The sequence below is a fragment of the Actinoalloteichus caeruleus DSM 43889 genome, assembly GCF_000429185.2.
In the GTDB taxonomy this organism is placed as follows: Bacteria; Actinomycetota; Actinomycetes; order Mycobacteriales; family Pseudonocardiaceae; genus Actinoalloteichus_B; species Actinoalloteichus_B caeruleus.
In genome coordinates this window covers 2240742-2255520 of the sequence record NZ_AUBJ02000001.1, presented here as the reverse complement: position 1 = coordinate 2255520, position 14779 = coordinate 2240742, and the positions used below count along the sequence as shown (strand labels likewise).

The 14779-nt window shown below is 71.2% G+C and carries 14 protein-coding genes; 2 read left to right on the top strand and 12 right to left on the bottom strand.

Going from position 1 to position 14779, the window contains the following annotated elements; translation table 11 throughout:
* Positions 1–20: 20 nt before the first annotated feature.
* The 7 genes from G443_RS07930 to G443_RS07900 form a co-directional block, all read right to left on the bottom strand.
* A complete protein-coding gene (locus G443_RS07930) occupies positions 21–1070 on the bottom strand; it encodes an ABC transporter ATP-binding protein (RefSeq protein ID WP_026420764.1) in 1050 nt (349 codons plus the stop codon).
* A complete protein-coding gene (locus G443_RS07925; RefSeq protein WP_026420765.1) occupies positions 1067–2197 on the bottom strand; it encodes an ABC transporter ATP-binding protein in 1131 nt (376 codons plus the stop codon). Before G443_RS07925 ends, G443_RS07930 begins: the two co-directional genes overlap by 4 nt.
* The gene (locus tag G443_RS07920) at positions 2197–3144 is read right to left on the bottom strand and encodes an ABC transporter permease (protein WP_026420766.1); all 948 of its coding nucleotides are present in this window, start codon (positions 3142–3144) and stop codon (positions 2197–2199) included. Before G443_RS07920 ends, G443_RS07925 begins: the two co-directional genes overlap by 1 nt.
* A gap of 2 nt (positions 3145–3146) precedes the next feature.
* Positions 3147–4142: an ABC transporter permease gene (locus G443_RS07915; protein WP_026420767.1), complete on the bottom strand. Its 996-nt coding sequence runs from the start codon at positions 4140–4142 to the stop codon at positions 3147–3149.
* A gap of 123 nt (positions 4143–4265) precedes the next feature.
* Positions 4266–5981 (bottom strand): ABC transporter substrate-binding protein, encoded by a 1716-nt coding sequence (locus G443_RS07910; protein WP_026420768.1) that lies wholly within the window; start codon positions 5979–5981, stop codon positions 4266–4268.
* 394 nt (positions 5982–6375) lie between these two features.
* Positions 6376–7125, bottom strand: a complete 750-nt coding sequence (locus G443_RS07905; RefSeq protein ID WP_051314452.1) for a TVP38/TMEM64 family protein — start codon at positions 7123–7125, stop codon at positions 6376–6378.
* A 575-nt stretch (positions 7126–7700) separates the two neighbouring features.
* The gene (locus G443_RS07900; protein WP_026420769.1) at positions 7701–8069 is read right to left on the bottom strand and encodes a hypothetical protein; all 369 of its coding nucleotides are present in this window, start codon (positions 8067–8069) and stop codon (positions 7701–7703) included.
* A gap of 220 nt (positions 8070–8289) precedes the next feature.
* Between G443_RS07900 and G443_RS07895 the strand changes: the two genes are divergently transcribed.
* Positions 8290–9312 carry an acetylxylan esterase gene (locus G443_RS07895; RefSeq protein WP_051314454.1) on the top strand — a complete coding sequence of 341 codons (1023 nt, stop codon included), beginning with the start codon at positions 8290–8292 and terminating at the stop codon, positions 9310–9312.
* A 46-nt stretch (positions 9313–9358) separates the two neighbouring features.
* Here the strand turns inward: G443_RS07895 and G443_RS07890 are convergent, their stop codons facing one another.
* The 4 genes from G443_RS07890 to G443_RS07875 form a co-directional block, all read right to left on the bottom strand.
* The gene (locus G443_RS07890) at positions 9359–10651 is read right to left on the bottom strand and encodes an exonuclease domain-containing protein (RefSeq protein ID WP_026420770.1); all 1293 of its coding nucleotides are present in this window, start codon (positions 10649–10651) and stop codon (positions 9359–9361) included.
* Between the two features lie 402 nt (positions 10652–11053).
* Positions 11054–11362 (bottom strand): winged helix-turn-helix domain-containing protein, encoded by a 309-nt coding sequence (locus tag G443_RS07885; protein ID WP_026420771.1) that lies wholly within the window; start codon positions 11360–11362, stop codon positions 11054–11056.
* Positions 11359–11781: a hypothetical protein gene (locus tag G443_RS07880; protein WP_026420772.1), complete on the bottom strand. Its 423-nt coding sequence runs from the start codon at positions 11779–11781 to the stop codon at positions 11359–11361. The genes G443_RS07885 and G443_RS07880 overlap by 4 nt, the downstream gene beginning before the upstream one ends.
* A gap of 829 nt (positions 11782–12610) precedes the next feature.
* Positions 12611–13699 (bottom strand): SMI1/KNR4 family protein, encoded by a 1089-nt coding sequence (locus G443_RS07875; protein WP_272500019.1) that lies wholly within the window; start codon positions 13697–13699, stop codon positions 12611–12613.
* A gap of 215 nt (positions 13700–13914) precedes the next feature.
* Between G443_RS07875 and G443_RS24955 the strand changes: the two genes are divergently transcribed.
* Positions 13915–14259 (top strand): tyrosine-type recombinase/integrase, encoded by a 345-nt coding sequence (locus tag G443_RS24955; protein WP_211237633.1) that lies wholly within the window; start codon positions 13915–13917, stop codon positions 14257–14259.
* Here G443_RS24955 and G443_RS07860 read toward each other — a convergent pair.
* A complete protein-coding gene (locus tag G443_RS07860; protein ID WP_155886286.1) occupies positions 14252–14644 on the bottom strand; it encodes a hypothetical protein in 393 nt (130 codons plus the stop codon). The two genes, G443_RS24955 and G443_RS07860, sit on opposite strands and share 8 nt — an antisense overlap.
* Positions 14645–14779: the final 135 nt, after the last annotated feature.

Here is a 14779-nt window from a genome sequence, read left to right as displayed (position 1 = left end):
GGCGGCCGGGTGACCTGGTGTCAGGGATCGGGTCGCGCGGTGGGGGGCGCTGGTGGCCGGGTGGTCGCCGGGCCGGGCGGCGAACCGGCCGGGTCGGTGTCGGCGGCGTGCAGCCAGCAGCGGGCGGTGCGACCACCGCCGAGGGGGACCAGCGGGGGGCGCAGCCGGCAGCGGGGCATCGCCTGGGGGCAGCGGTCGAGGAAGGGGCAGCCACCGGCGTCGGTGCCGCCGGGCACCTCGACGCGGGTCACGGGCAGGTCAGGGCCGGCGAGGGCGCTGGTGCCCCGGCGGCGCGGGTCGGGGGCCGCGGCGGCGAGCAGCCGCGTGTAGGGGTGGCGCGGGTCGAGGATCACGGCGTCGCTGGGGCCGCTCTCCACGAGTTCCCCCCGGTACATGACGAGGATGCGGTGGGCGAAGTGCCGGGCCGTGGCCAGGTCATGGGTGATGTAGAGGACGGCGAGGTCGTCCTCGGCGCGCAGCCGGTCGAGGAGGCGCAGGATCTCCAACCGGATGGAGACGTCCAGCATGGACACGGGTTCGTCGGCGAGCAGCACACCGGGTCGGCAGGCGAGGGCGCGGGCGATCGCGACGCGCTGCCGTTGGCCGCCGGACAGTTCGTGGGGGTGGGCGGCGGCGACACGGCCGGCGGGCACGAGGTTGACGCGGTCGAGGAGGTGGTGGATCCGCTCGTCCTCCTCGGCGCGGCCGAGGGCGGGGTGGTGGAGCCGCAGGGGGCGGCGGAGGTGGTGGTCGACGGTGTGGAACGGGTTGAGGGAGGCGAAGGGGTCCTGGAAGACGATCTGCACCTGGCGGTGGTGGTGGCGCAGGCCCCGCCGTCCTGGGGTGGCGGGCTGGCCGTCGAGCAGGATCGTCCCGGCGTCGGGGGTGTCGAGGCGGGCGAGGATGCGGGCGACGGTGGACTTGCCGCTGCCGCTCTCGCCGACGAGGGCGACGGTTTCGCCGGCGTGGAGTTCGAGGGAGACGTCGGAGACGGCCCGCAGGGGATGTCGGCGGCTCCGGCCGGGGAGGCGGAACTCGCGGACGAGGCCGTGGGCGGCGAGTCTGCTCATGGGTCGACCACCTCGGCGGTGTGGGTGGGCCGGAAGGTGCCGTGGCGGAGCGCGGTCGGGGCCGGTGCCCCGTAGCGGTCGGGGTGCCAGGCGTGGCAGGCGACCAGGTGCGCGCCCCCACCGGGGGTGGGGTGCTCGCCTCCACCGGGGGTGGGGTGCTCGCCGGCGGCGGGGGCCGGGCCGAGCGGGGGCCGCTGGTGGGCGCAGACGTCACGGCGGTGGGGGCAGCGGTCGTGGAAGGCGCAGTGGTCGAGGGCCTGGGTGAGGTCCGGGGGCTGCCCGGGGATGCCGCGCATGTCCTGGCGGGGCCCGGTGAGGCTGGGGAACGAGCCGAGCAGGCCGGTGGTGTAGGGGTGGCGGGGTGCGGTGAGCAGCCGGGTGGCGGTGCCCTCCTCGACGACCCGCCCCGCGTACATGACGGCGATCCGGTCGCTGATCTCCAGCAGCAGTGACAGGTCGTGGGTGATGAGGACGAGGGCGAAACCGAACCGTTCCCGGAGCCGGCCGAGTTCCCGGAGGATGTCGCGTTGGACGACGACGTCGAGAGCGGTGGTGGGTTCGTCCATGACCAGCACGTCCGGGTTGAGCGCGAGGGCCATGGCGATCATGACGCGTTGCCGCATGCCACCGGACAGTTCGTGCGGGTAGCTCCGAGCCCGGTCCGGGTGCACGCCGACGAGGCTGAGGAGTTCCGCGCAGCGGCGGGCGCGGTCCCGCCGCCGACTGCCGGGTTCGTGGGCGGCGAGGACGTCGGTGAGCTGGGTGTGGATGGTGAGCACCGGGTTGAGGGCGTTCATCGCGCCCTGGAACACCATGGCCACGCGCCGCCAGCGGAAGGAGCGCAGCGCCTCACCGGTGAGGGCGAGGACGTCGGTGTCGTGGCCGTCGGGTCCGTGGAAGACGACCGACCCGCCGACGACCTCGGCCGGGGGGCGCAGCAGCCGGTTCACGGCGTAGGCCAGGGTGGACTTGCCGCAGCCGCTCTCACCGGCGACGCCGAGGACCTCGCCCCGGCGGAGGACGAGGCTGAGGTCGCGGACGGCGTGGACGGGCGGGTCGAGCTGGTAGTCGACGCGCAGCCCCCGCACGGAGAGCACCGGTCGGCCGGTGTCGTGGTGGTCTCCCATCACCGCTCCTCCCTGGGCTGGGCGGGGCGCCGGGCCGCGCGGCGGTCACGGCGGGAGCGACTTCCCCGCAGCCTCGGGTTGATGACCTCGTCGAGGCTGAGGTTGAGCAGGGACAACGCGCACCCCAGGAGGGCGATGGCCAACCCCGGAGGGATGAACCACCACCAGGCGCCGATGGCGAGGGCCTGCGCGTTCTGCGCGAAGTAGAGCATCGTCCCCCAGGTGAGGTGGTCCACGCCGCCCAGCCCCAGGAAGGACAGGCCGGCCTCGGTGAGGATCGCGAAGATCACCGCGAAGACGAACTGGGCGGCGATCACGGGCAGCAGGTTGGGCACGACCTCGACGAGGACCATCCGCCAGGGGCGTTCCCCGAGGGCCCGGGAGGCGGCGACGTGGTCGCGGGCCCGGACGGACCGGGTCTGGGCCCGCAGCACCCGGGCGGAGGCGGCCCAGCTGGTCAGGCCGATGACGACGGAGATCGCGAGGATCCCGCCGCCGTCGAGGTAGTGGGTGACGAGGATGACCAACGGCAGGCTGGGAATGACCAGGGTGACGTTGCTGAGCAGCGACAGCGCCTCGTCGACGCGGCCCCCGACGTAGCCGCCCACCACGCCGACCACGATCGACAGCACGGTCGCGAGCAGACCGGCGAGGGCACCGACGAGCAGGGAACCCCGGGTGGCGACGACGAGTTGGGCCAGGACGTCCTGCCCGGTCTGGGTGGTGCCCAGCCAGTGCTGGGCCGAGGGCGGGGCGAGCGGGTCGGGTCCGATACCGCTGGCCCCGGTCACCAGGAACGGGCCGACGACCGCGACGAGGACGAACCCGGCGATGACGGCGAGCCCGACGCGGGCCCGGCCGTCACGGGGCATCCACCGGCGGCGCGCCCCGGGGGCGGCGACGGCCGGTGGGGTGGGGGCGCCGGGCCGCCCGCTGGTCACCGTCATCCTCACCGTCCCCCTGTCTGCCGTGTCCTGGGGTCGATCACCGCATGCAGCAGGTCGACGAGCAGGTTCGCTCCGAGCACCGCGAGGGTGATGACGAGGAAGACGGCCTGCATGAGCGGGTAGTCGTTGTTCTGCACCGCCTGGAGCAGGGTGAACCCGATGCCGGGGTAGGAGAACACGGCTTCGGTGACGATGGAGCCGCTGACGACGAAGCCGAGCGAGATCGCGAAGCTCGCGAGGCTGGGGATGACGGCGTTGCGGGCCGCGTAGGTCACGAGGACCCGGCGGGGCCGCAGCCCCTTCGCCTGGGCGGTGAGGACGTAGTCCTCCGCCATCGTGGACACCGTCATGTTGCGCATGCCCAGCAACCAGGTGCCCACGGAGCTGAGGACGATCGTGATCGCCGGCAGCAGCCCGTGGTGCAGGGCGGAGGCGAGGAACGGCCCGCTGAACCCGACCTCGAGGCCGTAGTCGTAGCCGCCGGTGAGGGGGAACAGGCCGAGGGTGGCACCGAACACGAACACCAGGACCAGCGCCAGCCAGAAGTAGGGCACGGCGGCGAGGAAGGTGGTGGCGGGCACCAGCGCGTCGGACCACCGGCCGCGTCGCCAGCCGACGAGCGCGCCGAGGGTGACGCCGAGGACGAAGGAGACGACCGTGGACAGGCCGACGAGCACCAGGGTCCAGGGCAGGGACTGGGTGAGGACGGTGGACACCGGGGTCGGGAAGTAGGTGGCGGAGACCCCGAAGTCGCCGCGCAGGAGGTTGCCCAGGTAGGTCAGGTACTGGGCGGCCAGGTTCTCCTGCCCACCGGACCCGAGCATCACCTCCAGCGCCTGGCGGGCCTCGGGGCTGACCGCTCCCCCCGTCTGCTGCATGCGGGAGAGCAACGCGTCGACGGGATCGCCCGGCATGAGGCGGGGCAGCAGGAAGTTCACGGTGACCGCGGCCCATAGCGCGACCAGGTAGAAGGCGAGTTTGCGTCGCAGATGCCGCATGCTCACCTCCCGCCGCGCGGGGATCGGCCCGAGGTGGCTCGCCGGGTGGCGGTGCGCGGGCCGGGAGCCGCCGGGCGGGTGCGGTGCGCGCCGCCGCCCGCCATGCCGGTGGGGATCACCGCGTCACCCGGCGGGACGCAGGGTGGCCGTGACGATGCCGATGTCGGGATAGCTGTAGGGCATGGGCAGCGCGTACGGGTCGTCCTCGGTGGGCCAACCGGTAACCCTGCCGCCGGCGAACTGGGCGACGCCGTGGGTCTGGAGCACGGGGATGTAGGGCAGTTCCTCGGCGACACGGCGTTGGATGGTCGCGTAGGCCTCGCGGTGCTGCTCCCCGTCGTCGGTGCCGGCGATGCGGGTGAGGGCCTCGTCGACCTCGTCGTCGCGGAACCGGGCGTAGTTCTTCGATGCGGGTTCGCCGATGGGCGCGGCGGCGGCGCTGTTCAGGAAGTCGTCGTAGAGGCCGAAGGGGTCGGGGCCGCCGTAGAGGCTGTCGATGGCGAGTTCGAACCGGCCGTTGTCCCGGTCCGACACGAAGGCGGCCCGGGAGACCTCCTGGGTGCGCAGCTCGATGCCGACCTCGGCGAGCTGCTCGGTCATCACCTGGATGGCGTTGATCTGGTCGGTGTAGCCGGTGACGACCTTCACGGCCAGGCTGAGGCGGTCGCCGTCGGGGGAGACGAACACGCCGTCGCCGCCCTCCTCGTAGCCGGCGTCCTCAAGGATCCGGCGGGCCCGGTCGGGATCGTGGCCGGCGAACTCGTCCCGGAACTCCTCGGCGAGCCACACCTCGTCGCGGGGCAGGATGATCTGCGCCGGTGAGGGGAGTTCGTGGTATCCCTCGAAAGCGAGATCATTGATCTGCTCGCGTTCGATTCCGTGGTAGATGGCCTCGCGGACCGCCCGGTCCCGGGTCGGGCCCTCCTCCAGGTTGGGCATCAACACGGTGATGAACTGCGGGACGGCGAGGGAGACGTTCCCCTCGGCCCGGTTGACGAAGGTGTTCTCCACATCGGGAATGAAGATCCCGGACCAGTCGACCTGACCCGCCTGCAACGCGGAGAGCGCGGTCTGGTTCCCGCTGTGGGAGACGAACCGCACGGTGTCCAGGTGGGGTTTCTCCGGGTCCCAGTAGTCGGTGTTCGCGGCCAGACCGATGCTCTGCGCGGAGAACGAGTCGAGGGCGAACGCCCCGGTTCCGACGGGGTCGGAGTTGAGGTGGGTGACCGGGTCCTCGAGGTCGGCCCAGAGGTGTTCCGGGACGATGTAGGTCTGGCCGGCGATGAACCACAGGTCGCTGTAGGAGGGCCGGTCGAGCGTGATCGACACCTCGGTGTCGCTGTGGGCGGTCGCGGACACGATGGGCAGGGCAGCCTTGTTCAGCCCGGGGTGCTCGGCCATCGCCTCGAAGGTGTGGACGACGTCGTCGCTGGTGAACGGTTCACCGTCGGACCAGCGGACGCCCTCACGGAGGGTGAAGGTGACGGTGGTGCCGTCCTCGGACCACGAGTGGTCCTCGGCCAGGACGGGCCGGACGTCGTCGGCGGCGGCGCGGTTGAAGAACAGCAGCGTCTCGTAGATGATGCCCCGCGCCGCGCCGTTGGAGGTCTCCAGGAACGGGTTGAAGTTGCTGGAGAACTGGCCGGTGGCGCCGTCGTAGATGGTGAGGGAGTTCGTCGCCGTTCCGGTCGCGGCGTCACCGGAGCAGGCTGCGGCGGTGAACGCGGCGGTGGCGGCCAGCGCGGTCAGGACGGAGCGGCGGCGCGGCGCGCGTGTCGAACGGGGAATCGCGTCGTTCGACGCGGTCGACGCCGAACCAGTCGATGGTGAGCCCGGCATCGGAAAACCCTTCCGTCAGCGAATCCGTCGCGGCGTCGCGCGCGGTTCCGCGGCGGCGCCGAAATGTTCCACCTGTTTCCCTGAGGTTTCTTCTGGGGCTTTCTTAGTGTTGTTCCACTGAGGAAGTCAACAGTCACGTCCGGACTGCTCGTTCTGCCGGTGCGCGCCCTGCCGTTCGGGTGAGCGACAGCGACTGACCGGCAGCTTGCGGCCTCCTGGAATACCGTCCGAATGGGGCTGTTGTTGGACTCGTGTTCTTTTCGTAGAATCGGCCGCGATTCCCGCGCGCCCGTGATGACAACGTTGACGGATCCGATCGGCGGAACGCGCTGGCCCGCGCCGGCGCCCGGTCGTCGGGGACGGGCCCCGGGAGGCGCGGCGTGGTCGGGAGGCGTCAGGGCCCGGGCGGTGGGCGCCGGTGTCGACGGTGCCGTCGAACGAGGTGTACCGCCCCTCCGGCGAGGGCGAACACCGCCACGGCCACCAGTGCGGGCGGTCCGAGGTACGCGGCGGCGAGGTCACCGACCAGGACGTAGCCCACGCTCGCGGGGATGACACCGAGGGCGGTGCCGAGCGCGAAGGGCGGCAACCGGGTGCCCAGCAGCCCCGCACCGTAGTTGACCAGGGCGAAGGGCAGCACCGGGGCCAGCCGCAGGAGGAGGATGCCGACCAGCCCGCCCCGGTCGAGGACCTCGGCCAGCCGCCGCATCCCGGGCCGGTCCACCACCTCCCCGAGGGCCGGTCGGCGCAGCCGGCGGGCGAGCAGGAACGACAGCACCGCCCCACCGGTCGACCCGAGCACGGTCAACGCCACGGCGGGACCGGCCGGGAACAGCAGACCGGCCGCCACGCTCAGCACGGGTTTGGGCAGGGCGATCACCGAACCGAGGACGAACGCCACCAGGAACGCCGGGGCGGCCAACGGTCCCGTCGCCGCCACCCAGGCCCGCACCGCTTCGACGTCGGGGGCGGTGGCCACGACGGCCAACGGCACCGCGACCAGCGCGACCAGCGCGACCAGCGGAATGAGCGGAACGGCGGTCCGGCCGTGCCGGCTCGGGTCGGGTGGGGACGGGCTGTCGTCGCCGCGACCTGGGTCGTCCCGGCTGGGGTTGTCCGGCGTGGACGGCCAGGACGGGAGCATGGAAGGTCCTGTTCTCGGTCTCGGTGGGCGGTGCCCGGCGTCGTGCCGGCGGCCCGGGACGAGCGCGCGACGACGGTGCCTGCTCCCATCCTCACCCGAACCGGCCGGCCACCACGACGCGGGCCCGGTGCCGTGGGTCGTCCCCGGCACCGCGCGGGGCGCGTGCCGTCGATCCCGTTCCCGGGAGCCCGGGGTCCGGCGCCGGGGAAACCCAAGGACCGGAGGGCCGGCCCCGTCCTCTCCCGACCGATGACGGGACCGGATCGGATGCCCGGGGTCAGGCCGGGGTCAGCCCCCGGGGCTCCACCTCGGGGCCGCCACCCGAACGATCCAGCTCACCACCCCCGGCACGAATCCGGTCGCCCTCGTCGACGACCGGTGGCAGCGCGGTGCGGCCCCTCCGGACGCCGACCCGCCGGGGCCGGTCGGCCCGGTGCGGCCGAATCACCAACTCGCACCCGCCCCCCGGAGAAGACGACCCGCCCCGGGATGGACGAGAACCCGCCACCCCTCGTGCCGGCGGTTCGCGGACCGGCACGAGGGGTGCGCGCCCGGCCACACCGTCGACGGCGACCTCAGCGCCGGCCGTTCCGGCTCGGCGGGGGCCCGTACTGGTGGACACCGCCCTCCACGGTGCGCGCCTGCACCACCGAGCCGTGCACCGTGCCGCTGATGGTGTTCCGCACGTCGCCGTCACCATCGCCCGCCGCCGGGTCAGCGGCCCGACCCGGCGGCGCCGGGTGCGACTCCGAGTCCCGGCCCGCCGACCGCGCGGCAGGAACCGCCCAGGTCGCGACCAGCCCGGCGACCACCGACAACCCGACGACCGCACCCCAGGCGACGAGGTTCGTCCGCCAGTCGGTGGCCAGGTTCACCGCCACCCCCACCGCGCTCGTGACCAGAGCCGCCCCGACCCCGACCAACGCGTTCCGCCACCCCGCCATGCGTCCTCCCCGTGCGCGCCCCGTGGACACCCATCGTAGTTCCCCGGGCGCCCCCGGTGATCAGATCGACCGAGTCGGGCGGCGAGTACGGGGCTCGCGTTCGTTCCCCCGGCGCTGCCCGCGCACCGGGCCGGCCACTCCACCCCGAACCACGCTCCCCGGATTTCCGGAAGTGGCCAAGCACTTCCCGTCCCGGTGGCAGACCAGGTCTGATACCGGGATGCCGCAGTTCGACCTGCCCCCCGCCGAGTTGGAGACCCACCGCGTCACCGCCGAGGAACCCCCCGGCCTCGACCAGTGGTGGTCCGACCGGCTCGACGCGGCCCGGACCGCGGCGACACCCCCCGCGCTGCGCCGGTACCGCCCCGACGAGTACGGCGCGCTGACCGCCTACGACCTGGAGTTCTCCGGCGCCGGCGGGGACCGCGTCCGAGGCTGGTACCTGCGTCCCCCCGGCTCCGGGACCACGCCGCTCCCGACCGTGGTCACCTACATCGGGTACGGCGGCGCCCGGGGGCTCCCCTGGGAACACGCGCTGCTCCCGGCCGTCGGGTACGCGGTGGTCGTCATGGACAACCGGGGCCAGGGCGGCAGGTCGATGGTCGGGTCGACCGGGGACCGCCCCACCGGCCCCGGGGGTTCCGAGTACCCGGGGGTGATGACCCGGGGCATCGCCGATCCCGAGCACTACTACGTCACCCGGCTCATCACGGACGCGGTGCGGGCGGTGGAGGTCACCGCCGGACTCCCCGGGGTGGACCCGGAGCGGATCGCGGTGCGCGGCGGGAGCCAGGGCGGCGGGCTGGCCCTGGCGGCGGCCGCGCTGGCCCCGGACCTGGTGCGGGTCTGCCAGGCGGACGTGCCGTTCCTCTGCGACCTGGCCCGCGCCGTGACCATCGGCTCCGAGCACCCCTACCTGGAGATCTCCGAGTTCCTGTCCCGGCACGACGACCTGGTGCCGGCCGCGCTGCGCACCCTGACCTACGTGGACTGCGCGCTGTTGGCCAGGCGGATCACCGCGCCCACGCTGGTCAGCGTCGGCCTGATGGACACCGTCTGCCCGCCGTCCACGGTGTACGCCGCATACCACGAGATCGCCGCCCCCAAGGAGCTGGCGGTCTTCCCGTTCGGATGGCACGTGCCGCCGGCCGGGCACACCGAGCGGCAACTGGCGCACCTGCGGCGCTTCCTCGGCGACCAGGGAACCGAACCGGCTCCGGAGGCCGTCCTGACGACGCCGTGAACGGCCGGGGGCACGCCGGGCCGGGCCGTGCGTGGCACCGCCCCGCTCAGGACGCTCCCATCCCCGCCAGGAGCCGGGCGAAGCCGTCCTCGGTGACGATGGGGATCTGGTAGGCACGGGCCCGGCGGGCCTTCATGGACATCGAGTCCGGGTCGGCGGCGACCACGAGCCGCGTCCGCCGGCTGACGTTCTCCGGCGTCACGGCCAACCCGGCCGCCGCCGCGCGGTGCTGCCACACCTCCCGGGGTTCGCGGGTCGCACCGGTGAACACCACCCGGTCACCCTGGGCCAGGGCGAACCGGCCCGGCCTGGCGACGGCCTCCGCCTGGCCAGGGGCCGATGGGCGCGGTGCGCGGTCCCGGGCGGCCCGGTCCGCCTCGGCCGCCTCGCCGGCGGACAGCCCGAGCAGCGCGGCGAGCCGCACCAGGCTCGTGGTCTCCCGTTCGAGGACGGGGGCGGCCAGCCGGCCGCTGGCCGGGAACGGGGTGGTGGTGCGGGCGAGCACCGAGGCCCGCAGGTACGCCCGGTGCAGGTCGCGGGCGGTCTCCCTGCGCAGGTCCAGGCGCCCGGCCAGGTCGACCAGCGCGTCCTGTTCGGACTGCGAGATGACGTGGTCGAGCAGCGCGGTGTCCAGCAGGGCGAGGTAGGCCTCGGCGCTGGCCGCCTCCGCCGGCGCGTCGCAGTGACCCTCGGGCAGGCGTTCGAGGAAGTGCGGGCGTTCACCGAGGGGGACGCGGCGGCGACGCGTGTGCTCGGGCAGGTCCCACACCGGGAGTAACGGCCAGCGGGCGTTCTCGGCGCGGTCGAACAGGTCGGCCCACGGCTCGGGCCGGCCCGCGGCGCCCAGGTAGTAGCCGAGGAGCCCGGCGGCGGCGCGGGCGTCGTGCAACGCCTCGTGGGCCGCGGTCTGCCGCAGGCCCACCGCCGCGCAGCAGGCGGCCAGCGACCGCCGGGAACGGGGCAGGTACTTCTTGGCGAGCCGCATGGTGCACACACCGGTCTCGGCGTCCAGGGGCACGGTCACCCCGGCCCTGGCGAACTCGGCGCTGAGGAAGCCGGCGTCGAAGGAGAGGTTGTGGGCCACGAGGACCCGGCCGGCGAGCTTCTCGGCGACGAGACCGGCCACCCGGTCAAACGTGGGCGCGCCCCGAACATCGGAGGCGGAGATCCCGTGCACGTGCTGCGGACCGAGGTCCCGGTGCGGGTTGATGAGGGTGCACCACTCGTCGGTGATCGTCCCGTCGCGGTCTACGTGCAGGATCGCGATCTCGACCACCCGGTCGTGCAAGGCGGCCGCCAGTCCGGTCGTTTCGAGGTCGACCACCGCGTATCCGGTCACTGGGCACCATCCTCCCGGCGTTGTCGGGGTGTGCCGCGGTCGTGCCGCGCCCCGGTCCCATCGATGATCTCCTTCTCCTTCGATCTTGCCGGGAGGTCCGACACTTCCGCGTGTGCCATGCCGGTGACGTCGATCGTCACACTCTGCCAGCAGGGCGAGGCCGGCCAGTCCCCACCCCGGAGGGGGCCGGCGCGCCGACCAGCATGGACTGTCCGCTGTGGCTGGTCCTGACCCCGCGTTCGCCCAGCCCGGCGGGGGTCGTCGGACGTCTCGTCCGGCCCCGGGCCCGCGTGGGACACCCGGCCGGCGTCGGTCGCCGAGCACCGGCCCCGGCCCGGGTCGGGTGTTCGGACGCCGGGATGGCCGGGTGGGCCGGGGAGCGCGGGGCGGCCGGGCCCGGCGTCACTCGGAGTCGAGGAGATGGCGCAGCGCCTGCCGGTAGCCGAGGAAGGCCCGCCGTCCCCGGTCGGTGAGCGAGTACCAGGTCCGGGGTCGGCGTCCCTCGTGTCCCTTGGTCACGGTGACGTACCCGGCGCGTTCCAGGGTGGCCATGTGCTTGGACAGCAGGGAGTCGCTGACGTCCACGGTGTCCCGCAGGTAGCCGAACGTCACCCGGTCGCTCCTGGCCAGCAGCGCCATCACCGACAGCCGGACCGGGGTGTGGATCAGCTCGTCGAGGCGCCGCCGGTAGTCGGCGGTGCGCGGGCTCACCGGCGCGCTGCCCGCCAGGCGAGGACCAGGTAGGGGAGCGCGGGGAGCAGGCCGAACAGCACCGCCCAGGGTGTCAGGCCGCTGGGGACGACGAAGCGGTTCATGAGCAGGGCTACCAGGGCCAGTGCGGCGCTCGCGCACAGCGCTGGCCGTTCGAGTTCCACGGCGCGCGGGTCGGCGCTGCGCAGACGGGCGACGGCGAGGCCCAGCAGTCCCAACACGAGCAGGGACGCGGGCACCACGAGGTCTCCCGGAGCGACCGTCGGGGCCACCTTCAGACCGGTGTAGAAGGCCGTCACGGCCGCCGCCATCAGCAGGCAGGACACGACGTACCCGCGACCACCCGCCCTGGTGCGCCGTTCGACGATCCGCAGCCGGGCCACGGCGAGCGCCGCCGACAGCTGGTGGTCTCGGGTCATGCGGCGAGGGTAACAAGCACTTGAACGGAATTCAGGTAGTTGCGCGAGGGGAAACCGGAACGCGCCCAGGTCAGGCCGAGGGCGGCGGCGTCCCTCCCGGGCGCGTCCCGTCGTGGCCGCGTACGCGTACCCGGGTGCTGGCTGGAGAACGTCGCCGTTCACCAGCTCGACGAGAACACCCACGTCCGGTCCAGGGCCCGCGTCAGCCCGTCCCTCATCCGGGGCCTGGGCCGGAGGAAGCTCACCAAGCTCGCCGCCCAGAACGTCCGCACCTGGCCGAACCAGCTCCACACCGTATGCCGGTGGGGTGCGCCAGGAACCGAGGCGGGGGGTGGGGAAGCCCGTCGCCACGCCGTCGGACGGTGCCGCCGCAAGCTGGGTGGGCCCCACCGTCGCTGGCCTACGTCCGTTCCGTCCTCACGCTGGCCCTGGAGCACGCCGCCCGGGACGGGAAGAGTTCGCCAAGTCGCCCGCAGTCTGGGCGACGATGCCCCGACGACCCGACGCTGCGAATTCCCCGCTCTCACATCCACATCGGCGTCACCAGCGGCGTCCACGCCCATGCCCGGCCCCGCCTCCACCACCAGGCCGTCGCCACCCTGAGCGACGCACTCGCTGGGGGCGCCGGCTCTGAGGAGGCGGCGCCCCCAGCGGTGTCGTCCGCTGACGTTGCCCTCACCGTTGACGTTAAACGGCAGAAGGGGCCTCACCGGAGATCACTCCGGTGAGGCCCCTTCTCTGCCTTCTTTTCTCAGAAATTACATTGCCTAGGAACGAGAAGAGCCCAAACTTGAACACGGGAGCATCAGATGGTGCTTCTCGGTGCGATCTACCCGCACGAAGAAGTTGCGCTTGCCGGGATCTTGTAGGAGGCCGCAAGGCTCCTATCGAAGATCACGAGCAGGGCATCGGGCATATACGTGAATCCCGCACCTTCAGCCTCACCTAGTGCAACGACTAGGTTCGACCCGTCAGGGAATCCGAAGTTGTAGGCCCAAGGCATCTCTGGGCATCCCTCGTTAGGGATATGCCAGGCGATTCCGATACTCGCGATCGGAGCACCCAAGATTCTCCCCCAATCGACGTGGTCACTCACGTCGATCGGATTCCCGGGCAGATCGGTGCCCGCTTCCTCGGGGCTGATGAATTCAATTGCCATGCCTTCGTTGACGCCATCCATTGCCCAGCATAGAACCAGCACGGCCCCGCTCTCCATGCCCAGTTCAACGGCCATGTCGACTTCGTGAGCGCGTTCTTCCCTATGCCCTTCGGGCCAACCCTCCCCCCGCAGCGCCACGTAGCGAACCGTTTTCACGGCCTCGCCCGAGACAGCCTCCCGGAGTTCAACGAGCCCAGCACCACTACGGGCCCGAGCATCCCACGGTTTGATTACCAACATGTCTGATACCGCCCGAAGTACTGGAACTGCCCATTTGCATCGAAGGTTGCCCAGCTCCCGCGTCCAGCCGGGTCCGGCGTAGTATACCGCGTCCCACCAGTTCAGGTTTCGGACTCCACAGGAGAATGGACGTGTGATGCCGAAATAAGGCGAAGTGCTCGAATCTCCTGATTTCGGGATTCCTGGTTGGTGGCCGTCGTCCACTGGTGACCCCGTCGATCGAAAACAAGGTCCCCTCCGCCGCCGCGCGAAGGGGACCTTCATCTTTTCGTAGAGGCGGTCGAACCCCCTTGAAGAAGGCGCTACCCAAATCGGCGAGCTATAGGGAATCAGTCGAGCCAAGAACTCCTCGAACGATCCCGCTACTGTCCGAGGGATGCGGTCTTCGTCGACGTATGCAACAGATGGCTCACCGTACGGGCCGGACTGGGAGTAGTCAAGCATTACAACGTCATGTCCGCCAGAAGGCATGTCGCAAATAACTACACCGACATCTGGATAGCCCCATTCAGCGATCAAGTCTGCGCTCCCCAGGCCGGAAGAAGAATCAATCCCCCATGTCCCTTCAACTCCGAGAAGTGCACGTACCTCGAAATGGTCGGCAGCCGTTCATTGCTAACTCCCTATGGAGAATCCGTCAGTGCGAGCTGTACGCTTATGCTGCCAATCCCATGTGGAGCATGGAGGGCGGCAGAACTGGACTAAGGTGACAGGGTCGCGTCCTCACCACGCCGATCGGACGACCTCTCGCCCCGGCCAGCCTCCCCCGCCGCTTCCGCAGCTTCCTCAACCGGGCCGGACTCCGACGCGTCCGCTTCCACGACCTCCGCCACTCAACCACCGCCCTGCTCCTGGAACAAGGCATCGACCTCGTCGTGATCAAGGAGCTGTTGGGTCACGCCCACATCGGCGTCACCGCCACCGTCTACGCCCACGTCCGACTCCGACTCCAGCGCCAGGCCATCGACACCCTGAGCGACGCACTGGCTGAGGGCGACGACTCCGAAGAGTTCACCACCCTCAGCCGTGACCGTCTGCTGACGTTGCCGTCAGCGATGCCGCCAAACAAAGTTATGTAGGATTTTGGCCATCTGGTGCCACAGGAATATGCGCCACAGTCACTACGCCAAAGAATGAACTTTCCACCATAATGCGGTCACCTGGCGAATAGATCCAGAATTCCGGTGCGGATTCTGCAATAATCGGCAGGTGGAGGATGGAAGATTCAAGACCCATTTCTATACTTGGAATTGACAGGTTTGCCCAGAAAAAAATTAGGCTGCCAGCCATCGGGGCGAACTGTTGGACTACTGAGCTTAGTTGGACGGAATCCGATCCCATTGATCTGAGTACCAAATCATCAGCCACCGCGCCCCACGTGATCGCACCGTCGGAGCTGCGCGGGTAGCGACGGAGACTTTCGCGCTCGTACTGGAGATGCTGATCCAGGTTCAGTAGCTGCACGCCCGGCTGGCCAGCCCAAGTTAGCAGTCGGTCACCTTGCTGATCTGCGCGAACCACTCGAACCATAGATCTGGGTAGGAGGTCTGGTCTGGTTCCGTATACATCGTCGAGCGTCATGAATTACCACCAAGTATT

What these genes read in the sequence shown, in the direction of transcription:
- G443_RS07930 (WP_026420764.1), bottom strand. Translation starts at nt 1,070, where the DNA reads ATGAGCAGACTCGCCGCCCACGGCCTCGTCCGCGAGTTCCGCCTCCCC.
- G443_RS07925 (WP_026420765.1), bottom strand. Translation starts at nt 2,197, where the DNA reads ATGGGAGACCACCACGACACCGGCCGACCGGTGCTCTCCGTGCGGGGG.
- G443_RS07920 (WP_026420766.1), bottom strand. Translation starts at nt 3,144, where the DNA reads ATGACGGTGACCAGCGGGCGGCCCGGCGCCCCCACCCCACCGGCCGTC.
- G443_RS07915 (WP_026420767.1), bottom strand. Translation starts at nt 4,142, where the DNA reads ATGCGGCATCTGCGACGCAAACTCGCCTTCTACCTGGTCGCGCTATGG.
- G443_RS07910 (WP_026420768.1), bottom strand. Translation starts at nt 5,981, where the DNA reads ATGCCGGGCTCACCATCGACTGGTTCGGCGTCGACCGCGTCGAACGAC.
- G443_RS07905 (WP_051314452.1), bottom strand. Translation starts at nt 7,125, where the DNA reads ATGCTCCCGTCCTGGCCGTCCACGCCGGACAACCCCAGCCGGGACGAC.
- G443_RS07900 (WP_026420769.1), bottom strand. Translation starts at nt 8,069, where the DNA reads ATGGCGGGGTGGCGGAACGCGTTGGTCGGGGTCGGGGCGGCTCTGGTC.
- G443_RS07895 (WP_051314454.1), top strand. Translation starts at nt 8,290, where the DNA reads ATGCCGCAGTTCGACCTGCCCCCCGCCGAGTTGGAGACCCACCGCGTC.
- G443_RS07880 (WP_026420772.1), bottom strand. Translation starts at nt 11,781, where the DNA reads ATGACCCGAGACCACCAGCTGTCGGCGGCGCTCGCCGTGGCCCGGCTG.